The 21,629-nt window shown below is 46.8% G+C and carries 17 protein-coding genes; 5 read left to right on the top strand and 12 right to left on the bottom strand.

The window, feature by feature from the left end; all coding sequences use genetic code 11:
• The 4 genes from FFR00_RS05555 to FFR00_RS05540 all read right to left on the bottom strand — a co-directional run bounded on the left by FFR00_RS05555 (nucleotide 1) and on the right by FFR00_RS05540 (nucleotide 6,624).
• Complete coding sequence (locus tag FFR00_RS05555; RefSeq protein ID WP_137672391.1) at nucleotides 1-3,147, bottom strand: efflux RND transporter permease subunit; 3,147 nt, start codon at nucleotides 3,145-3,147, stop codon at nucleotides 1-3.
• A gap of 37 nt (nucleotides 3,148-3,184) precedes the next feature.
• Complete coding sequence (locus tag FFR00_RS05550) at nucleotides 3,185-4,348, bottom strand: efflux RND transporter periplasmic adaptor subunit (protein ID WP_137672390.1); 1,164 nt, start codon at nucleotides 4,346-4,348, stop codon at nucleotides 3,185-3,187.
• A gap of 18 nt (nucleotides 4,349-4,366) precedes the next feature.
• Complete coding sequence (locus tag FFR00_RS05545; protein ID WP_137672389.1) at nucleotides 4,367-5,770, bottom strand: efflux transporter outer membrane subunit; 1,404 nt, start codon at nucleotides 5,768-5,770, stop codon at nucleotides 4,367-4,369.
• A gap of 128 nt (nucleotides 5,771-5,898) precedes the next feature.
• Nucleotides 5,899-6,624, bottom strand: a complete 726-nt coding sequence (locus FFR00_RS05540; protein WP_137672388.1) for a gamma-glutamyl-gamma-aminobutyrate hydrolase family protein — start codon at nucleotides 6,622-6,624, stop codon at nucleotides 5,899-5,901.
• Between the two features lie 135 nt (nucleotides 6,625-6,759).
• Between FFR00_RS05540 and FFR00_RS05535 the strand changes: the two genes are divergently transcribed.
• Nucleotides 6,760-8,256, top strand: a complete 1,497-nt coding sequence (locus FFR00_RS05535; protein WP_137672387.1) for an aldehyde dehydrogenase — start codon at nucleotides 6,760-6,762, stop codon at nucleotides 8,254-8,256.
• 8 nt (nucleotides 8,257-8,264) lie between these two features.
• Here FFR00_RS05535 and FFR00_RS05530 read toward each other — a convergent pair whose 3' ends face one another.
• A complete protein-coding gene (locus tag FFR00_RS05530; RefSeq protein WP_137672386.1) occupies nucleotides 8,265-8,456 on the bottom strand; it encodes a hypothetical protein in 192 nt (63 codons plus the stop codon).
• 468 nt (nucleotides 8,457-8,924) lie between these two features.
• On the opposite strand from FFR00_RS05530, the gene FFR00_RS05525 reads away from it, so the two are divergent.
• Together FFR00_RS05525 and FFR00_RS05520 are read left to right on the top strand one after the other, a co-directional pair.
• Entirely contained in the window at nucleotides 8,925-9,479 is a 555-nt protein-coding gene (locus tag FFR00_RS05525) for a hypothetical protein (RefSeq protein WP_137672385.1), read from the top strand.
• A gap of 117 nt (nucleotides 9,480-9,596) precedes the next feature.
• Nucleotides 9,597-9,806, top strand: a complete 210-nt coding sequence (locus FFR00_RS05520) for a hypothetical protein (protein WP_137672384.1) — start codon at nucleotides 9,597-9,599, stop codon at nucleotides 9,804-9,806.
• Nucleotides 9,807-10,144: 338 nt separating this feature from the next.
• Here FFR00_RS05520 and speB read toward each other — a convergent pair whose 3' ends face one another.
• Nucleotides 10,145-11,065 carry an agmatinase gene (speB, locus tag FFR00_RS05515; protein WP_137672383.1) on the bottom strand — a complete coding sequence of 307 codons (921 nt, stop codon included), beginning with the start codon at nucleotides 11,063-11,065 and terminating at the stop codon, nucleotides 10,145-10,147.
• Nucleotides 11,066-11,265: 200 nt separating this feature from the next.
• On the opposite strand from speB, the gene FFR00_RS05510 reads away from it, so the two are divergent.
• Nucleotides 11,266-12,402: an efflux RND transporter periplasmic adaptor subunit gene (locus FFR00_RS05510; protein ID WP_235836166.1), complete on the top strand. Its 1,137-nt coding sequence runs from the start codon at nucleotides 11,266-11,268 to the stop codon at nucleotides 12,400-12,402.
• On the top strand, nucleotides 12,399-15,485 hold the full coding sequence (locus tag FFR00_RS05505) for an efflux RND transporter permease subunit (protein WP_137672382.1): 3,087 nt from the start codon (nucleotides 12,399-12,401) through the stop codon (nucleotides 15,483-15,485). The genes FFR00_RS05510 and FFR00_RS05505 overlap by 4 nt, the downstream gene beginning before the upstream one ends.
• A gap of 77 nt (nucleotides 15,486-15,562) precedes the next feature.
• Here the strand turns inward: FFR00_RS05505 and FFR00_RS05500 are convergent, their stop codons facing one another.
• Genes FFR00_RS05500 through FFR00_RS05475 form a run of 6 tightly spaced genes read right to left on the bottom strand, consistent with a single transcriptional unit; the run spans nucleotide 15,563 to nucleotide 21,616 of the window.
• Nucleotides 15,563-16,105, bottom strand: a complete 543-nt coding sequence (locus tag FFR00_RS05500) for a cupin domain-containing protein (RefSeq protein WP_137672381.1) — start codon at nucleotides 16,103-16,105, stop codon at nucleotides 15,563-15,565.
• A 27-nt stretch (nucleotides 16,106-16,132) separates the two neighbouring features.
• On the bottom strand, nucleotides 16,133-16,978 hold the full coding sequence (locus tag FFR00_RS05495) for an ABC transporter permease subunit (protein WP_137672380.1): 846 nt from the start codon (nucleotides 16,976-16,978) through the stop codon (nucleotides 16,133-16,135).
• Complete coding sequence (gene potH / locus FFR00_RS05490; RefSeq protein WP_137672379.1) at nucleotides 16,978-17,904, bottom strand: putrescine ABC transporter permease PotH; 927 nt, start codon at nucleotides 17,902-17,904, stop codon at nucleotides 16,978-16,980. Before potH ends, FFR00_RS05495 begins: the two co-directional genes overlap by 1 nt.
• Nucleotides 17,901-19,040 carry a putrescine ABC transporter ATP-binding subunit PotG gene (gene potG, locus FFR00_RS05485; RefSeq protein ID WP_137672378.1) on the bottom strand — a complete coding sequence of 380 codons (1,140 nt, stop codon included), beginning with the start codon at nucleotides 19,038-19,040 and terminating at the stop codon, nucleotides 17,901-17,903. The genes potH and potG overlap by 4 nt, the downstream gene beginning before the upstream one ends.
• A 60-nt stretch (nucleotides 19,041-19,100) precedes the next feature.
• On the bottom strand, nucleotides 19,101-20,210 hold the full coding sequence (locus FFR00_RS05480) for an extracellular solute-binding protein (RefSeq protein ID WP_137672377.1): 1,110 nt from the start codon (nucleotides 20,208-20,210) through the stop codon (nucleotides 19,101-19,103).
• Nucleotides 20,211-20,257: 47 nt separating this feature from the next.
• Nucleotides 20,258-21,616 carry an aspartate aminotransferase family protein gene (locus FFR00_RS05475; protein WP_137672376.1) on the bottom strand — a complete coding sequence of 453 codons (1,359 nt, stop codon included), beginning with the start codon at nucleotides 21,614-21,616 and terminating at the stop codon, nucleotides 20,258-20,260.
• Between the last annotated feature and the right edge of the window lie 13 nt (nucleotides 21,617-21,629).

Below are 21,629 nucleotides of genomic sequence, written 5' to 3'. Positions count from 1 at the left end.
TTAGTTGGCGGTTTTTTCAAAGCCTTTTAGCCACCACAGCTTAAAGCGACGTAAGCCCGCCTTGGCATCTTCCAGCAGTAAGTAGTTAACTGGCACTATCAGCAGGGTGATGCTGGTAGCGAAAATAATCCCAAAGCCAAGTGATACCGCCATGGGGATTAAAAACTGCGCTTGGGTACTTTTTTCAAAAATTAACGGCATTAAACCGGCAAAGGTAGTGAGCGAGGTAAGAATTACCGCTCTAAAACGGGCCACGCCTGCTTTGGTTACCGCAGTCATTAGGTCTACGCCTGCCTTGCGTTGGCGGTTTATATAGTCCACTAATACCAAGCTGTCGTTCACAACTACTCCGGTTAGCGCCAGCATGCCCATCATACTCATAATGGTTAGTGGCATACCCATAATCATATGACCAAGTACCGCACCAACCGCTCCGTAAGGAATAATCGACATCACCACTATGGGTTGCCAATAAGAACCAAAAGGAATCGCTAGCAGGCCGTAAATAACAAACAGTACAAACAATAAACCCAAGGCCAAACTGGTAAAGGATTCTCGTTGCTCTTTGGCTTCGCCTTCTAAGCTGAAGTTAATCTGTGGGTAAGCCACTAAGGTCTGGCTTAACCATTGCTGCAGTTCGGCCTTAATCACCTCAATATTAGCCTGCTCTTTGTTTACATCGGCGCGAATGTTTTGGGTTCGCATACGATCGATGCGAGTAATGGTTGCCGGGCTTTGCGAGGGAATCACGCTAGCTACTTCGCTAAACGGCAGTTCTGCACCATCGGGAGTGCGAATTAGCATATTGTTTAAGTTGTATTGAGAGCGCCGTTCATTGGCGGGGTAGCGTACATATACTTTCACGTCTTCGCGACCGCGTTGAATACGTTGTACTTGGTAACCAAAAAATGCACTACGTACTTGTTGAGCAAGGTCGTTTAGGGTTAAGCCAAGTGCTTGCGCTTGGGGTTTAATGTTTAACTGCAGCTCCAATTTTCCATCGGCTAAGCTGTCTTCTACATCAAACACCGCTGGGTACTCTTGCAGCTTTTGCTTGGTGAGATCGGCCACCTGCGCCATTGCAGCAAAATCGTTGCTACTAAACTGCACATCTAAAGGTGAACCACCGCGACCAATTTCAGCACGAAAAGTGAGGCTTTCCGCGCCAGGTAAAGATCCAATAAGCTGGCGCCATTCTCGCACCAAATCACCACTACTTATGGTATTGCTGCGCGACTCCGGAGGCTCTATTTCAAACACGACTCGGCCTTTGTTACTTTGGCCGCTGTCCGAGCCACCGCTAGATCCACTGGTGGCTAAAATGTTGAGGATGATACTGTCGCCGCTGTCGGGGTCGCGGTACTTGTCTTGCAAGTCTATGGCGGCATCTAACATGCGATTAATGTAACTGTCGGTGGTATTAAATGCTGTACCCGCCGGCATCACCAAAGTGGCGCGGGCGGTTTCGCTGGGTACTCTTGGGAAGAAAATAAAGCGCACCCAACCGGCAGTGGCTAGCGATAGCACCACCACAAATACGCTGATCGCAATAGCGGCAGACAATACTCGGCGAGATAACGCGCGTTTTAACAGTGGTTGATAGAACCTAAGAATGGCCGCTTCAAATCCGTCGGCAAGTTTATTTTGCCAGTAACTAAAGCGGCTTTGGGTTTGTTTGTTCACCGGTTTTATGTGTTTTAAGTGCGCCGGCAAAATCAGTTTCGACTCAACTAAAGAGAACATCAGTACGGGAATAACAATTAGTGGAATTTGTGCAAAAATTTTGCCCCTCACTCCATCTATCATCATTAGCGGGAGAAAGGCCGCTACAGTGGTAAGTACGCCAAAGGTTACCGGTATCGCGACTTCTTGGGTGCCCTTAATCGCGGCATGTAAGGGGTCTTCTCCGGCTTTCAAGTGGGTGTAAATATTCTCGCCCGTCACAATGGCGTCATCCACCAAGATCCCCAGCACCATAATAAAGGCAAATAGGGAGATAATATTTATCGTTACATCCATGGTTGGCATCATTAGCAAGCCGCCCATAAAGCTAATGGGAATACCAATACATACCCACACCGCAATGGCGGGGCGAAGAAATATAGCCAAAAGTAGCGCGACTAAAATACAGCCCTGAATGGCACTATTTTTAAGGGTGTTTAAACGCGCTTTCACCACTTTGGCGCTATCTCGCCAATAGTTTAGTGCCAGCCCTTGTGGCAAATAAGGCTGTTTATTGGTGATGTATTGTTTTACCGCATCGGAGATGGCAATCGCACTTTGGTCACCTACGCGATAAACCTCTATCATTACCGTGGGTTGTTTATTAAAACGGTTAATAATCGGCGTTTCTTCAAAGCCGTCTACCACTGTTGCTATATCAGATAGCTTAATGCGAGTACCATCGGCGCGGCTAATGATCAGTAGGTCGGCAAATTCATCGCCCACATAAGCTTGGCCTTTGGTACGCAGTAAAATTTCGCCGCCTTGGGTTTTCACTGAACCGGCCGACAAATCTAAAGAGGCTTGGCTAATAATTTGCGCCACTTTGCTCAGCTCTAAACCATATTCACGGAGTTTTTGCTCTGACACCTCAATGGAGATTTCGTAGGGCGCTACCGAATCTAACTCTACTTGGGTTAGCTCAGGGAGTTGTAACAACTCGTCACGAATGGATTCGGCGACTAAGCGCAGCTCTTTATGCGCAATGTCGCCCGATACTGCCACGGTAATCGTTTCACGTTTGCGTTGGCTTAAGCTCACTACCGGGCGTTCGGCGTCACTGGGGAAGGTATTTACCGCATCAATGCGCGATTTAATGTCGCTCATTACATCGCGAGTATCGTAGTGAGAGTTGATTTCAGCACTGACCCGCGCAGCATCTTCTTGTGAAACAGACGATATTTGCTCGATGCCTTCAATGTCGCTAATCGCTTCTTCAATGCGAATGGCGAGGCTTTCTTCGCTTTCTTCTGGGCTTGAACCGGGCAGCGATATGCTTACGTTTACCATGTCCAGTTCAAACTCTGGGAATACCTCTAAGGGCAAACGAAACTTTGCCGAGTAAAGTCCTAAACCAACAATTAACACCATTAGCAAGTTGGCGGCAACATGGTTACGCGTAAACCAGGCGATTAATCCATGCATAATAACATCCTAGGTAAAGTAGCTAAGAGGTGCATGGTTAGGCTCCTATCGGCTTGGCAGGAGTGCCGCTTATCACACGCCCGAGTGGCGTAGTAACTAAGGTTTGTCCGGCACTTATACCGCTTTCTACAATGTAGCTATCTTGGTCTTGCCAAATAATGCTTACGGTTTTGCGTTGCAATAAACCGTCTTCCAAAATAATTACCTGTTGGCCTGAATACAGAGCGCTGCGCGGTATTACAAATACCTGCTCTAGGGTTTTACCTTGAATGGTGGCTCGTACAAATTGGCCGATTTTAAGAGAAGGCTTGTTCTCGTTGGCAGGGCCGTAAGGATCGTTAATTTGTGCCACTAGGTACAACTGACGACTGGCACTGTCTAGGGCGGCTTCACTGCGCTCAACTTGAGCGTTCCACTGATACTCATGCGCGCCAAAGTTAGAGCGTAAACTCACTTGCGGTTTAACCACATCAGCGTTTGAACGACGGAAGTTTTCAGGAATATTCAACACACTTTGCTCATTCAAGCTCAGTGGCAAGCGTACTTCTAAATAGTCGATGGCGTAGCTGCTGGCGAGCGATTTACCGCTGCTCACGTATTCACCCAATTCCGCACTTTTTTCTAAAACTCGCCCAGCATAGGGGGCGCGAATAACGGTGCGCTCTAAATCTAATTTGGCCTTGGTGAGCTTGGCCTTGGCCGAGGCTAATCCCGCTTCTTGGGCTGCCAACTGCGGTTTGCGTAGTACCAAATCGTTGGCGGGTTTACCTTTGCCTAGGCGTTTCCAGTCGCGTAAGGCTTGTTCCACTTTGGCTTGTTCTTCGGCCAGCAATAGCTGAGTTGACTGCAACTCTGCTTCGGCAATGGTGATGGCATTTTGGTAGTCACGGGCATCTATTTTTACCAGTACCTCGCCTTTTTCAAAAAAAGCCCCTTCACGAAAACTGTCTGATACGTAGGTAATGCTGCCGGCAACCTGGGCAATTAAACTGGCTTCGGTATGTGCTTGTACGCTGCCGTAAGAGTTAACTTTTGCTTGATAGCGTTGGGTGGCTAATGGCATCACTTCTACCGCCAGCTCAGCTAGCTGGGCTTGAGGTTTGCGCTGAGCCTGAGGTTTGTTTGCCTTAATGTATTGGCTTATCAGTAAACCAGTGATGATCACCAATAGAGGCAAGCTAAGACGTATCAGTTTGGCCATATTAGGCGTAACTCCCTGTTAAAATAATGGCTCTGAGGCAAAGGCCTCTCGCGTAGTTTGGGCTTGGTTTAAGCCTCCACCTAGTGCCAGGTAAAGCTCAATACGGTTTTGTAACTGCAAGTTTAAGGCGTTAATGGCACTGCTACGCGCATCAAAGGCGCGGCGTTGCGATTCCAACACTGTGACATACTCATTTAAACCCGCCAGATAGTTTTCAAAGGCCAATGACTCGGCTTGTTTAGAATCTTCTGCAGCAGTGGCGAGTAGTTGGGCATTTTGATACAGGCTGGGTTCAAGGTTTAAGCTTTGCTCTACTTCAGCAAAGCTATTTAATACTTGTTCTACATAAGCGGCATTGAGAGATTGAGCTTTCGCGTATTGCTGCAGTTGTTGATTCTCGCGGCGGGCTGCGTCAAAAATGGGGGCTGTCACCCCAGCAAACAAAGACCACACCAAAGATTCTGCATCCAACAGTTGCCCGAGTTGGTCACTTTGGCCACCACCACTGGCGGTAAGCGTTAGGCTAGGGAAGCGATCTCGATACGCGGCATACACTCGTAAATCGGCAGCCGCCAGTTGGTATTGCGCCGCTTTAATGTCGTGCCGTCGATTAAGCAACTCTGAGGGAACACCCGCTGGCATTGCCGCCAGTGGTACATCTAATACGCCGTCTACTTGAATAAGGCCACTGGGGTAGCGACCTAACAACAACTCCAACTCTCGTTGGGCTTGGGTAAGTTGGGTGGTTCGCGAATTTAACTGGGCGCGAGCAGCGCTTAAATCTGCCCTGGCAAGGTATACATCTAACGCGCTGTTAAGGCCGCCTTGGTAGCTCTCTTCAATAATTTGTAAGTTGGCTTTTAAGTTATCGTAACGCTCGGCAATTAGTTGCTTTTGTAGCTGAGCTTCTATCACGTTATACCATTGTTGAGCTGTGTTGGCGGCTAAGCGAATTTGAGCTTGTTGCCACTGTTCAAAGCTAACTTTGGCATCTAATACTGCAGCTTGTTGGCGAGCATCTAGCTTGCCAAGCCAGTCGATTTCCCAACTAAAATCTAAGCCTACTCTAAACTGACTGGCGCTATCGTTATTAGTGCCGCTACGTTGGCCACTTACAAAGGCGTCAATGCTGGGCCACTGCTGAGCATTTTGAATTCGAATTTGATAAAGCTGTTGGTCTAGAGCAAACCCTTGTTGTTGCAGTTGCGGGTTACTGCGTAATGCTTCTTTAAGTAGCGGTTGCAATGAAAGCGGGAGTGCTTGCTCAAAGCGTTGCTCGGTAAACTCGCCTTGCTGAAATTGGCTGGTCCAACTGCTTGCCGCCAACTCACCAGAGGGCTGGTGCTTCGGGGTATCGGTCATGCTGCAACCGGTTAAGGTGGCAAGTAGTGCTGGTATCCAAACCCATGCAGCCAAGCGCATTGCTGTTCCTTTGTCTATTTCCCTACAGATGGTGTTATTTAACGTTGCTTAGCCAGTGATGTCGAGTGCAGATTATTGCTTTTACCTTAATTTACAGTCGCTTTGGTTTTTATTCCAAAGCTAGGTGCTTATTGCAACTTATACATTTGCACTATCCAATCGAACACCGAGTCTGCATTGAGCGGACGTTTCAAACTTGTTTTAGCTAGAACGAACTGGGTAGGGGATAAGATCATTTGTCGTTTATCTATTAGTGCTGCGGCGTAGTCTGGCGCAAATTCGGGATGACCCTGAATAGCCAAGATATGCTGGTCTATTTGGTACATAAAGTTAGGGCAAAAATCACTGCTGGCCAGTAACTCTGCTTGCGGAGGCAATTGAGTCACTTGATCTTGGTGGCTAACTAAAATACGAAACGGTTCGGCTTTGGCTGTGTCCTCATCCTCAAGCGAGGGGCTGACCCAAGACGGTTTTTGTAACAAGTTGTTGGCCGCGACACCTAAGCCCCATCCTTTGGCAGACTTCTCTACTTTACCACCTAAAGCACGGGCGATAATTTGATGCCCAAAACAAATGCCCGCCAAGGGGCGTTGTAATTGTTCACACTGTTGAACCCAGCTTACTAATTGCAAAATCCATGGTTGTTGGTCGTAGGCGTTATGGCGGCTGCCGGTAATTAAAAATCCATCAAACTGATTCAATTTCGGTAATTCGTTGTTGAGCACGTCAAACACGTCGAATTGTAGCTTGCTGTCTTGAGCCAATAGATGCTGCTTAAACATGTCGGGATATTCGCCAAATTCTTCAACTAATTGGCTGTCAACTCGGTCGCAATTAAGAAGCGCTATTTGCATAGTAAAAACCCAGAAAAAGCAATGTGTATAAAAACCAACTGTTAAATAAACTGTATCAAGTATGGAATAATTATCTAAATTTGTGTAGCTTTGTTAAATATAACGTAACGAGTGGCGGCATAAACCGGAGGGATCATGGTTCAGCATAACTTACAATATTGGCAACAACAGGCACTAGATTTAGACTTCCCAAAACAAGCATTTATTAACGGTGAATTTGTTGATGCTGTGTCAGGTAAAACCTTTACCAGTATTAATCCGGCCACTGGTGAAATTTTAGCAGAGCTGGCGGAATGTGACGCTGCAGATGTTGAATTAGCCGTGCAAGCTGCTCGCAATGCCTACCAAAGTGGGGTGTGGTCAAACCTTGCCCCCGCAGAACGTAAACAAGTATTGCAGGTGTTTGCACAGCTAATAGAGCAGCACCAAGCGCAACTCGCCTTATTAGAAAGCTTAGACATGGGCAAGCCAATTGGTGATGCCTTGTCTTACGACGCGCCCGCCACCGCACGTTGTATCGCCTGGAATGGAGAGGCAATAGACAAGGTCTATGACGAAGTCGCTCCTGTCACTGGCGATGCCCTGGCCTTAGTTACGCGTGAAGCCTTAGGGGTGGTGGCTGCTATTGTACCGTGGAATTTCCCACTGGTGATGGCTTCATGGAAAATTGGTCCCGCTCTCGCCACCGGTAACTCGGTCATTTTAAAACCTTCAGAAAAGTCCCCCTTAAGCGCACTGTATTTAGCCAAATTAGCCAAACAAGCAGGTATACCAAACGGCGTATTCAATGTATTGCCAGGTTACGGCCACACTGCAGGCCAAGCCCTAGCGCTGCACATGGACGTAGATTGCATCACCTTTACTGGCTCCACTGCGGTAGGTAAAAAGCTGGTGGAGTTTTCTGGTCAATCAAACCTTAAGCGTGCATTTATGGAATGTGGCGGTAAAAGCCCCAACCTAGTGTGTGCCGACGTTGCCGATTTAGACAAAGCGGCGGCCACCGCAGTAGCCGCAATTTTTTATAACCAAGGTGAAGTATGTACCGCAGGATCGCGCTTAATTGTGCATCGCAGTGTGCATCAAGCCTTAGTAGAAAAAATGTTGGCCTCAGTGGAGCAGTGGCAGCCAGGCAATCCTTTAGATCCTAATACCAGCATGGGGGCAATGGTTGACGAAGGCCAAATGCAACGGGTACTCGGCTTTATAGAGGCGGCTAAAGCACAAGGAGCCAAGTTGCTATGTGGTGGTCAGCAAACACGTAAAGAAAGCGGTGGTTTTTATATTCAACCGACTATTTTTGACGACGTTGATGCCAATTTAGACATTGTAAAACAGGAGGTGTTTGGCCCCGTGTTAGTGATTCAAGTGTTTGATGAACTAGAGCAGGGAATCGCCTTAGCCAACGATACCGAATACGGCTTAGCTGCAGGGGTGTGGACTGCCGACATTAACACCGCAGTGCGCACTTCACGTGCTATACGAGCAGGAACAGTATTTGTAAACAATTGGGATGGTGGCGATATGACCATGCCATTTGGTGGCTTTAAACAATCGGGTAATGGCCGAGACAAATCGCTGCACGCACTCGAAAAATACACCGAACTTAAATCAACCTGGATAGACTTAAGTTAGTGACAAGGCTATTTGCCCGATTCGTGAGTGTCGGGCGTTTCAATAAAGTGGTCCAAGATAAACTGCTGGTCGAGAGGGTTTAAATCAAATCGAAATGCAACTTCGTTGAGAGAACGAGCATCATGACAATGATGCTCGCCAATGTACTTAACCGCTCGAATCAAATCAGTTCCCTTGGGCAGCAAGTAACAATCGCTCATCGCTAGCCCTCCATACATGGGTACCTAAAGTATAGTTGCCCCCACCTAAACTGAGGTGTATTCGCCCGTTTTCGCCAAGCTTTTGTGCAAATTTGTTAAGGCGAGCAATGCTTGCGTTTTATCTTATTGAAATTGGCTCGTCGACCTTAAGCAAGTATTGACTGACACAAAGGGGATAAGCTCACTATTTGGGTAAAAAGGGGCAATGTTAGCGCCCTCGATTCTTTGTCTATTTCTTGATATTTACTGTTTTTTCACACAGCCTTTTTGAGATTCCTCCTTTCCACAAACACTTGCATCCTTTCGTGCTGAGCTTTTTGTTATTTCTTGTCTTAGGTGGCTGATGATGCCAAGGAAAAGTGATAATCTGGCATTTCAATAAATGCGTGATAAGAGGAAAAATTCCTTGTTTAAACAAGGAATTTTTCCTCTTAATAAGCTGTTATATTTTTAGGAGAGTTTCGCTTCATGGATCAGTTCAACAGATATTTATCAGAAGCGATTAGAGTGCGACGAACAATTCAGGTATACAGCGAAATATTCGACTGTCGAGAATCTATTGATATTCTATCTTCTAAATCAATAGAGTTTGGTTCGATTCTAAAACGTTCAATGCATGATGAGATCTTAATTTCACTAGCTAGACTATTTGACACAGATGCTTATGAAAGTAAAAACGAGCGACACGAATATCTCTCCCAACGTAACTTGATATTAAAATACGAAGATTCGCTAGATGAAAAGCTTCAAAATCTCCGAAACAAAACATCAAAATTATGGGGCGAAGTTAGCGTTAAAAAGTATCGCGATTTTAAACTGGCGCACAATGATAAAGTTCTTCTCTGTAGTCAAAATGAAACCATTAAGCATAATGTAACCTTTGATTCTGCTAAAGAATTAGTAGAAACATCTATTAACTTAGTTTTAGGTTTAATGGCTAAAAATGGTATCACCAGTGTAAGTAGCAATTTAAACTATAAATATGAAAATGTTGGCTCAAAATTTATTGAGTCGATTAAATAAAAATATAACAAGGCGCTCAAGCAAGGACTCCAAAAGTTTGGCTTGGCTCATTCTTCGCCAGTGTAGCCAAAACTTTTTCCGCCTCTTAGCTTGGCGTTACATGCCTATGAGAGCATCATGGATTTGAATGAAGATCAGAAAAAAATTGTGGCTTCTGCAATTCGAAAGCTGGATAGATTGCAGCCAGAATACGATAAAAGTTTCGAAGCGTATGATTCAGCTAAAGTAAAATGTGGCTTCGCTGCATTTGTTAGCGGCATACTATTTATTGGTGTCTTGTCTGGTAATTACGAAATACAAGAAAGCATAGGAACCTTGGGTGTCTGATCTTTACCAATTATCCTCATGGGGGCTGGCATCTACTTCTATGGTGCTAGAAAAAAGTATCACAAGAACATCACTGAACACCTGAATGCAGAACAACCACTGTATGATCTAGGTCTGTCATATACTCCGGCAGGCCGGCATTTCAGTAAGCCATATTTAAGCGTTATTGGCAGTCGTGAAGAACTGGATTTAAATGATTTCGTGTAAAGCATGTAACAAGTCAATCAACTACGCGCCTTCGGCGCCGGACGCAGCAAAGCTGCGCCGGTTATTGAAGCGTTCATTCTTCAACTGCGCGAAAGCCCTTTTCATACCTTAATCTATTTTTCAATAGCGAATTATCGATGTTTAACAGCCCACAAGTGCAGTAGCTCAACCGCAATGGTTGCGGCCGCGAGTGCCGTTACTTCGCTGTTATCGTAAGCAGGAGCCACCTCTACAACGTCCATTCCGACAATGTTTACGCCTTGCAAGCCACGCAGGATTTGTAGGATTCGGTTAGTGCTTAATCCGCCACCTACTGGTGTGCCGGTGCCCGGTGCATAAGCGGGGTCTAAGCAGTCAATGTCAAAACTAAGGTATAAGGGTTTGTCACCGATGCGTTGGCGAATTTGCTGAACAATTTGCTCAATGCTTAAGTTATTGGCTTGGTCGGCATTAATCACTTCAAAGGGATGATTGGCTTTCTCGTAATCGGTTCTAATGCCTAGTTGTAGGGAACAAGCGGGATCGATTAATCCCTCTTTGGGCGCGTGATAAAACATGGTGCCATGGTCGTAACGGCTACCTGCGCTGTAGGTGTCGGTGTGAGCGTCGAAGTGCAGCAACGCCATTTTACCGTAGTGTTTGGCATGGGCACGTAACAACGGCAGGGTAACAAAATGGTCACCGCCCAAGCTCAGCATGGTTTTGCCCGCTTTAAGTAAGCTGGTGGCATAGTCTTCTACTCGCTGAGTAAACTGGGCTTGCTCGCCACAATCAAATACTAAATCGCCTGCGTCCACTAAACTGATACGCTCTAACAACTTAAAATCCCAAGGCCAACGTGTCTCTTCCCAGGCTAAATTTACTGATGCTCGGCGCACCGCATCTGGCCCTAAGCGGGCACCAGAACGGCCAGTGGTGGCTAAATCAAAAGGGAGGCCGGTAATCACCACATCAGCCGAGCTAAGCACAGGGCGATGATCTAAGGTTTGGCGTAAAAAAGTATTCGCATTTGAATATAGAGAATAGTCTGGGTGATCCGCCAAGGTACTCATAAAAACATCCGTTGTTATAAAATAATTAACAATTTATTTTGTAGTAGGCTGATTATAAGCGCAAGTGTTTTGTATTTTGCTACATTGAACGGTTTTTTATATGAATCTTTTTGTGAATAGAATGCGCAAACACTAGACACTAATGAGCACACTTCCTACACTGAGTAGAGCTTTTACCACTAAGTCACACGGACGTTAATATGCATAGGTCGTTATTTTCATTCACCTTTTTGTTTGCCTCTCTTTTTGTAGGAGCGGTGTTAGTGAATGCTTCTTCTAATTTGGCCCATGCCGACGATTCTACAAGCCTTGCCAACGAGCCTATTAATATTGCACAAGTGAAAGCTTTTGTGCCGGTTCTTAGCGACAATTATGCCGTAGAGCGGCAGTTTGTAGGGCAAGTAATTGCTAAGCAACGTGCTGATATTGGCTTTGAACTTGCGGGTAAAATCTCTAATATTTATGTAGATGAAGGTGAAAGGGTTGAGCAAGGCGCTATTCTAATGCAGCTTGATACCGAGCTACTCGAGATTGAGTACATTGACCTTCAAGCACAGCTACAACAGCTTGCCGCCGATGCCTCTTTGGTTAAAGCGAACTTGAAACGGGTAAAGTCGCTGAATGATGACGGCTATGCCTCGGCGCAAAATGTTGATGAACTGGTCGCGCAGCAAAAATCCTTGTGGGCCAATAAAGCCCGTATTGATGCCTCTATTAAAGCTAACCGCACCCGTATTGAAAAATCTACCTTGGTCGCGCCGTACAGCGGCATTATCGATCGCCGTACTGTATCTGAGGGGGCAGTAGTGGGGGCGTCTCAACCGGTACTAACGGTACTGCAAAAAGGCGCGAATGAGGTAAAAGTAGGGGTGCCGGTGCGTTTGTTAGAACAAGTTGATATGGTGAAACCTAAGTCGGTTACTGTGGCTAAGCGCCACTACGCCGTAGACTTGGTGGCTGCTGGTGGCCAAGTTGATCCGGTTACTCGAACTGTTCAATTACGCTTTGCCTTGCCTGACAACGATAATTTAGTGAGTGGCCAACTGGCTTACTTAAATGTGGTAGAAACGGTAGAAGAGCCAGGTTACTGGATTCCCGTGACCGCCATTACCGACGGCATTAGAGGTTTGTGGAATGTGTACGCCATTGTGGCGCAAAGTGACGGGCATTTTAAACTAGAACGGCGTGATGTAAGCGTTCGTTATGCTACCGAAGACCAAGCCTTTGTGCGTGGTGCCTTGCAAGCGGGCGAAGCCATAGTAGCGACTGGCATGCACCGTTACGTGCCGGGGCAAACCGTTAATCCGAGCGGCGCCTTGGAAGAGGCAAGCCAATGATAGGCGCTCTTTTTAACAATGGGCGCTTAATTGCCCTGTTAATCACGCTAATTATTGTGGCGGGAATGGGCGCGGTAAGCACCCTGCCGCGCAGCGAAGACCCTAAAATTACTAGCCGTTTTGCCAGTATTGTTACTCAGTACCCTGGCGCTTCCGCCGAGCGCGTAGAAGCCTTGGTGACCGAGCTTATCGAAAACAAAATTCGTAAACTTCCCGAGATTAAGCGAGTGCAGTCGTCTTCTCGCCCTGGCTTTTCGGTACTTCAAGTTGAATTAAAAGACGCCGTAATTGATGTAGTACCGGTTTGGGCAAGGGTGCGAGATTTGGTGGGCGAATTGCCGCCACTGTTACCTGATGGCTCCTCTGAACCGGTCGTTGATGATGACCGAGGTTATGCCTTTACCAGCTTAATAGCACTGCGCTGGACGGGGCCGGGCGACACCGACTTAGCCATTTTGGGCCGTTATGCCAAAGAGCTACAAAACCGTTTACGTAACGTGTCGGGTACTGACTTTGTAGATTTGCAGGGGCAGGGTGAAGAAGAAATTCTGGTTGAGATTGAGCCATATCAAGCGGGGGCCATGGGGCTTACCACTGATCAAGTATCGCAAATTATTGCAGGGGCCGATGCCAAAGTATCTGCCGGTGAACTCACTAACGAAAACACCCGCATGCAGTTGGAGCTTGAGGGCGAACTCAACTCTTTAGAACGGATTAAAAACATCCCGGTTAGCAGCGCCGAAAATGGTTATGTTTACCGCTTAGGTGATTTGGCCACCGTGACCCGCCAGCTAAAATCTCCACCAGAACAAATTGCCGTGGTTGAGCGTGATTACGCGATTGTGGTGGGTGTGCGGATGTTGGCCGAATACCGAGTGGATCAGTGGAGTGCTCGAGTTAATCAAACCCTTGATGAATTTAGAAGCATTTTACCCACCAATGTAAGCGCCGACATTATCTTTGAGCAAGACGGTTATACCGCTAAACGCCTTGGCGAACTGGTGGTAAATGTACTGATTGGTTTTGCCATTATTGTGGTAGTGCTGTTGCTTACTTTGGGGTGGCGCTCAGCCTTAATTGTGGGCTTGTCTTTACCTTTAACGGTAATGTTCACGCTGGCGTGTATGAAGTTTTATGGTCTGCCGATCCACCAAATGTCGGTAACTGGCTTGGTGGTGGCTTTGGGGATTATGGTTGATAACGCCATTGTTATGGCCGATACCATTGCTCAAAAACGTCAGCAGGGTAAGAGCGGTTTGCAGTCGGTGAAAGAGTCGCTAAGCCACCTTTGGTTACCCCTGTTAGGCTCAACCTTAACCACTATTTTGGCCTTCTTGCCAATTGTTTTAATGCCTGGGCCGGCTGGCGAGTTTGTTGGCGGTATCGCCTTAAGTGTTATTTTCTCGCTGATTGGTTCTTACTTTATCTCGCATACCCTAGTGGCCACCTTCTCTGGTCACTTTTTACCTTCGCAACAAACCGCGGATCATTGGTATGAGAAAGGCATCCAGTTTCCTGCCCTCAGTCGTGGTTTTCAGGCTGTTTTGCACGCTAGTTTACGCTACCCTAAAATTGCTATTTTATTGGTTACGGCCTTGCCATTATTTGGCTTTTACAGTGCTGGCAGTTTAACCGAGCAGTTCTTCCCGCCGTCTGACCGTGACATGTTCCAAATTGAAGTGTACATGGCGCCGCAGTCGAGCATTTACGCTACCGAGCGTTTAACCGAAGAGCTCACAGAGCATCTTTACGCAAAACAAGGCATTAAGTCGGTGAGTTGGTTTGTTGGTAACAATGCTCCTTCATTTTATTACAACTTAATGCTGCGCCAGCAAGGGGCAAAAAACTACGCCCAAGCGATGATTACCACCGACGATTTTCGCGCCGCCAACCGATTGATTCCAAACCTGCAGGCCGAGTTTGATTTGCTCTATCCTCAGGCGCAAATTCTGGTAAGAAAACTTGAGCAGGGCCCTCCGTTTAATGCGCCTATTGAGCTACGCGTTTATGGGCCAAATTTGGATCAGCTTAAAGAGCTTGGTGACGAATACCGACGCATACTCTCAGAAATCCCGTATGTTACTCATACCCGCGCCACCTTGTTAGCGGGTACGCCCAAGGTGTGGCTAAAGGTAAATGAAGAGGCCTCTCGTTTAAGCGGTGTCGCGCTTACTCAAATTGCAGGGCAGTTGCAGGCGAACTTGCAAGGCCGAATTAACGGTAGCGTATTAGAAGCCAGCGAGTCTTTGCCGGTGCGTATTCGTTTAGCCGATGACCAGCGCCAGCAACTAGAAAACTTAGGCGATATTACTTTAACCAGTGAAATTGCCGGCAATATTCCTTTGGCCTCTTTGGCAGAGCTAGAAATTAGGCCAAGTCGCGGCGAAATACCGCGGCGTAATGGTCGGCGAGTAAACGTGGTAGAAGGCTATTTGCGAACCGATATTTTACCTGACCAAGTGCTAGAGGTATTTAGTCAGCGTTTAGAAGAAGAGAACGTTCCTTTGCCTGCAGGTTACTCGATTGAGTTTGGTGGCGAAGGAGCCGAGCGTAACGAAGCCGTTGGCAACTTACTCGCCAGTGTGGGGATTATTGCAGTACTGCTGGTCACCGTGGTGGTGGTGTCGTTTAACTCTTTCCGCTTGAGCTTTCTAATTATGATTACCGCCATTCAAGCAGCGGGTTTGGGTTTGCTAAGTGTTTATTTAGGCAATTTCCCCTTTGGTTTTACCGTGATTATTGGTTTGTTAGGTTTGGTGGGTTTGGCGATTAACGCGGCCATTGTGATTGTGGCCGAGCTGAAATCCGATCCCAAAGCCTGTGCTGGTGAAGCAGAAGCAATTTGTTTTGGAGTGCTAAGCTGTACTCGCCATATTAGCTCTACCACCATTACTACCGTGGGTGGCTTTTTACCCCTGATATTAGAAGGTGGCGGTTTTTGGCCTCCGTTTGCGGTGGCCATTGCTGGCGGCACGGTATTAACCACGATGTTGTCGTTCTTCTTTGTGCCGGTAGTGTTCTCTTTGATCGCAAAAGGTAAACGTAAAATTCCATCGGTGGGCGAACCCACAGTGGCTCACTAAATTGCTATAAATAAAGACAAACAAAAAAGCCGCTAATAGCGGCTTTTTTGTAGCAATAATTTATCTGAATGTTGTGGCTAGAAGGTTGGCGGAGTCGCGGCGCTAATTAACTCACATTCATCTTTGCTTTTATTGCGGAAGCGGTGCGGTTTGCGGGTTTCAAAGTAGTAGGAGTCGCCGGCTTTTAATACTTTAGATTTGCTGCCAACGGTAATCTCAATTTCCCCACGAATCACAATCCCGCCTTCTTCGCCTTCATGTTGAATAAACTCGGTGCCGGTATCTGCGCCGGGTGGGTAAATTTCGCGTAAAATAGCCAACTGGCGGCCATTATGTTTGCTGCCTACCAATAGCATTTTTACCATGCCATCACCTAAGTCGGTGAGCTCGTCTTCGCTATAAAAAATCTTGTCGTCGCTTTCCATTTCTAAGGTGAAAAACTCGCCCATAGAAATAGGAATTGCATCAAGGATCTTTTTCAAAGAGCCTACCGAAGGGTTAACTTGGTTCTGCTCAATTTGCGAGATCATACTGTTAGTGACCCCGCTTAATTTTGCTAATTCTCGTTGCGAAATGCCGCGCATTAAGCGAATACTTTTCAGGCGTTTTCCAACATCCATTAAGTTTGTTTCCTCAATTTCTAACGCCTATTTAGCATTGCCGGTTCTTAATTCCTGCAAGCGACGTTTCTCTGCTTTGGCCATAATCCACCAAGCAATAAAAGTAGCGACAGATACTACACCAATTATCAGTGTGGCTAGGGCATTAATTTTGGGACTTACCCCTAACCTTACGCTAGAAAATACCACCATTGGCAAGGTTGTTGCGCTCGGGCCCGAGACAAAGCTCGCGATGACTAAGTCGTCTAAGGACAAGGTGAAGGCCAATAACCAACCCGCCACAATCGCCGGTAAAATGGTGGGTAAGGTAATCACAAAAAATACTTTTAAGGGGGTTGCCCCTAAATCCATGGCGGCTTCTTCAATGCTTTTGTCTAGCTCACGCAGGCGCGAACTCACCACTACCGAGACATAGGCCGTACAAAAAGTAACGTGGGCAATCCAAATGGTTAACATGCCGCGTTGGCTAAATAAATCAAACACTTGGCCCAAAGAAATGAACAGCAGTAACAGGCTTAAACCGGTGATGACTTCTGGCATAACTAAGGGCGCAGTAATCATAAAGGCAAAGCTGGTTTCGCCTCTAAACTTGTTATAACGGGTCATCACAAAAGCGGCTAACGTGCCCAGTACCACTGCGGCGGTGGCCGACATAAAACCAATTAACAAGCTAAGCGTAATGCCGTTCATTAGTAGGGCGTCGTCAAACAAGGCGCCGTACCATTTGGTAGAAAAACCACTCCATACCGTGACTAAACGGTTGGCATTAAACGAGTAGATGATCAGGCTTAAAATAGGCAAGTAAAGAAAAGATAAGCCTAAGCCGAGTATCGCCCACTTCCACTTGGTTTTGTAAACGGGGATGGCGTCCATTAGCCGGCCTCCATTTCACGTTTTTGATAGCGATAAAAGAACATAATCGGCACCATTAATAGCAGTAACATCACTGAGGCAACGGCGGCAGCCACCGGCCAATCGCGGTTATTAAAGAACTCTTGCCAGAGAATTTTACCAATCAAAATGGAGTCTGGGCCGCCTAATAATTCAGGAATAACAAACTCGCCCACGGCTGGAATAAATACCAACATCGAGCCGGCAATAATACCGGCCTTGGTTAATGGCAACAGCACTTTAAGTAGCACGGTGGTGGTAGACGCACCTAAGTCGCGAGCGGCTTCTACTAAGGAGTAATCGACGCGCATTAAGGCGGTATATAAAGGCAAAATCATGAACGGTAAATAGGTGTATACAATGCCAATATACACCGCGGTATCGGTATGCAATATTCGCAAAGGTTCGTCGATAATCCCGGTGTACATCAAGATATTGTTTAAGAAGCCGTTGTTTTTAAGAATGCCAATCCATGCGTAAACACGGATCAAAAAGCTGGTCCACGAGGGTAAAATAATTAGCATTAACAATATATTACGATTGGCGGGGCTAGAGTGAACAATTGCCCAAGCCATGGGAAAGCCAATAACTAAACATAACAAGGTTGAGATGGAAGCAATTCGTACCGACTGCAAGTAAGAGCTAATGTACAGGCTGTCTTCAATTAAGTAAGCGTAGTTGCCTAGGTTAAGCAGTATTTGCACCTGCTCCTCGGCCATTGTCATCAGCTGAGTGTAAGGTGGAATAGCAATAACCGCTTCGGCAAAACTAATTTTGAAGACGATGAAAAACGGCATCAAAAAGAATAGAAATAACCAAAAGTAGGGCACGGCGAGTATCGCACAGCGGCCACTGGGCGTAAGGCGAGTGAGCCACTTTTTGAGCTTGGCTGATGATTGAGTGGTCATATTTTTAACACCACGCAGCTATCGGCTTGCCAGCATAGGTAAACTTGGTCTTCCCAAGTGGGCATGTTGTTGCGATGGCGACTGCTGTTAGGCATGGCTGCCGTTACCCGCTTACCGCTGGCCAAGCGCACATAATAAATTGATTGGTCGCCTAAGTAGGCAATGTCTTCTACGGTGCCTTGGCAAACGTTGTTAGTACGTCCTTTTAGAGTTTTGAAAATACTCATTTTTTCGGGGCGTACCGCGACCATAAATGGTACGCCGGGCGCTGAAGATACACCGTGGTTGAGGCTAATGGGAAAGCCCAGTTCTTGGCTATCAATGGTGGCGCTGTCGTTATCGTTATCGCGTAATACACCCTCGAACACGTTCACCGAGCCAATAAATTCGGCGCTAAAACGCGAGTTGGGGTATTCGTAAATTTCTTCTGGTTCGCCCACTTGAATAAACTGGCCACGATTCATAATCGCAATCCGGCTAGCCATGGTCATGGCTTCTTCTTGGTCGTGGGTTACCATTACGCAAGTTACGCCCACTTTCTCAAGAATATCCACTACTTCAAGCTGCATTTGCCCACGAAGGTTTTTATCCAATGCGCCCATTGGTTCATCTAGTAACAGTAATTTAGGGCGCTTGGCTAAGCTTCTGGCAAGCGCTACGCGCTGGCGCTGGCCGCCAGATAGTTGATGAGGCTTACGCTTGGCGTAGTTTCTCATGCGCACCAATTCAAGCATTCTTGCCACGGTGTCGGCTATTTCGTCTTTTGGGAGTTTGTCTTGTTTCAAACCAAAGGCGATGTTTTGTTCTACGGTCATATGCGGGAACAAGGCATAAGACTGAAACATCATATTGACGGGGCGTCGATGCGGCGGCACGCCAATAAGATCTTGGCCGTCGAGAATAATGCTGCCCGAGCTGGGTTTTTCAAAGCCGGCCAGCATTCTTAACAGCGTTGATTTACCACAACCTGATGCACCTAGCAGTGCAAAAATCTCACCTTTATTAATGGTAAGGCTTACGTTATCTACCGCGATGGCTCCATCGTAATCTTTGCTAATACTTTCAATGTGTAACAAAGGCTCCGGAGCCTTTTCTCCGTCTACCGGAAGCTTTGAAATGTGTGACACCGCAGCCATTGCGGATCCTCCATCATGAAACAAAAACGTGCTTGCCACCCTTAGGTGGCAAGCGACTCGCTAGTTTTGAAGAAACTTAGTCCAAGAGCGAGTGAGTGTTCGTGACACTTTCGCTGGCGTTACCTTTGCGCCATACAGCTTGGCTAGGGTTTCGTCACTTGGGTAAATACCTGGGTGCTCAATAATTTCGGGATCAATAAACTCCTTCGACGCTGGCGTTGGGTTGGCGTACCACACGTAGTTAGAGATTTCTGAAATCACCTTAGGCTGCAATAAAAAGTTAATGAATTTATGCGCGTTATCTTTATGTGGCGCATCTGCTGGAATGGCCATGAGATCAAACCACGCTAAAGCGCCTTCCTGCGGGATTACATATTCCACCTCTACGCCATTGTCGGCTTCTGCCGCGCGATCTGAGGCTTGTAGCACATCGCCAGACCAACCAATAGCCACACAAATGTCCCCATTCGCTAAGTCATTTATGTATTGCGAAGAGTGGAAATAAGTGACGTAAGGGCGAACTGCTTTTAGCAGCTGGTAAGCTTCGCCGGTGTCTTTGTAATCGTTAGGGTCAACACTATTTGGGTCTTTACCCACATAGTGCAGCGCCGCTGCAAACAGCTCAGTTGGGGCGTTTAAAAATGCGACACCACACTTTTGCAGTTTTTCCATATTCTCTGGTTTAAACACTAAATCCCAACTATTGGTGGGGGCGTCTTCGCCAAGCACTTCTTTAACTTTGTTTACGTTGTAACCTAAGCCTGTGGTTCCCCATAAATAGGGTACTGCATATTGGTTGCCCGGATCTGCAGTGTCATCAAGCATGTCCATAATTTTAGCATCTAAATTGCTATAATTAGTGAGTTTTGTTTTGTCTAATTTGATAAACGCGCCTGCTTGAACTTGGCGAGCTAAAAAGTCTGAGGTAGGAACCACAAGATCGAAGCCAGTTGATCCCGATAGGATTTTAGCTTCTAGCACTTCGTTTGAGTCAAATACGTCGTAAACCACCTTAATGCCTGTTTCGGCTTCAAACTGAGCAATGGTATCTTCGGCGATATAATCTGACCAATTGTATACATTAAGCACTTTTTCTTCTGCTGCCTGCAGGTTCATTGCGCTGGCAGTTAACAGGGAAGCTATGGTTAGCTTCAGGCTAGCTTTGTTCATCAATGTTCTCCAATTCCATGTGGTGTTTGCTCGTACTGCTTCGCGGATTAACTCAATGCCTGCAGAGTGTCATCCAAACTTTGTTTTGCCAGTGTGATTAACTGATCTATTTGTTGTTTAGTGATAACCAATGGAGGGGAAATAATCATGGTGTCGCCACAGGCGCGCATAATTAATCCATTGTTAATGCATATATCGCGACATACGCCGCCAGCGCCAACATCCTTGCCGTAGCGCTGATTGGTGTTTTTATTGGCGACTAACTCTATGGCGGCCACCATACCTTTACTGCGTGCTTCACCCACTAAAGGATGCTCGCCCAACTCTTGCCAGCGTTGGGCAAGGTAAGGGGCGGTGTCGTTACGCACAGTGTTAACGATGTTTTCTTGCTGCATGATGCGAATGTTTTCAATGGCTACAGCGCAAGCCGCTGGGTGACCGGAGTAAGTAAAGCCGTGGGCAAACTCGGTATCGGCGTCAATTAAGCCTTGTGCCACTTTATCCGACACCATTACTGCGCCCAGTGGCAAGTATCCTGAAGTAATGCCTTTGGCTAAGCACAACAGGTCGGGCTTAATGTTATAGGTTTGGCTGGCAAACCATTCGCCAGTGCGGCCAAAGCCGCAAATCACTTCATCTACTATCAGTAATATTTGGTACTTATCGCAGATCCGTTGAATCTCTGGCCAGTAGCTGTCGGGGGGAATAATTACTCCGCCAGCTCCTTGAATGGGCTCGGCGATAAAGGCGGCGACCTTGTCTTCACCTAATTCGAGGATTTTTTGCTCTAACTGGCGAGCGCGCTCTACACCAAAGGCCTGCGGATCTTGGCCTTGGCCCTCTTCAAACCAATAGGGTTGGTCTATATGGCAAATGTTGGGCAGGGGTAATCCACCTTGGGCGTGCATAAAACCCATACCGCCAAGGCTTGCACCCGCCATAGTGCTGCCGTGATAAGCATTGTTACGGCTAATGATTTCGAGCTTGTTAGGTTGGCCTTTGCTGGCCCAATAATGGCGTACCATACGCACCACGGTGTCGTTACATTCTGATCCTGAGCCTGTAAAAAATGCTCGATTCAATCCCTCGGGCGTAAGCTCAGCCAACAGTTTAGACAGCTCTACCGCTGGGCTATGAGTGGTTTGAAAAAACAAGTTGTAGTACGGCAGTTGCTGCATTTGTTTGGCCGCCGCATCAACCAACTCTTGGCGACCATAGCCTAAATTTACACACCATAGTCCGGCCATGGCATCGAGCAACTTGTTACCTTCATTATCGTATACAAAAACACCTTCGCCTCGTTCTATCACTCTAGCTCCTTTCTCATTTAACTCCTTAAAGTTAGTGAAAGGGTGCAAGCAGTGGGCGCTGTCTTGTTGTTGTATCGTTAATGTTGCTGTGCTCATTTTGCCTCCTAAT

The sequence above is a fragment of the Agarivorans sp. Toyoura001 genome (assembly GCF_005405585.1).
In the GTDB taxonomy this organism is placed as follows: domain Bacteria; phylum Pseudomonadota; class Gammaproteobacteria; order Enterobacterales; family Celerinatantimonadaceae; genus Agarivorans.
This window is presented reverse-complemented; position numbering and strand designations above follow the sequence as displayed.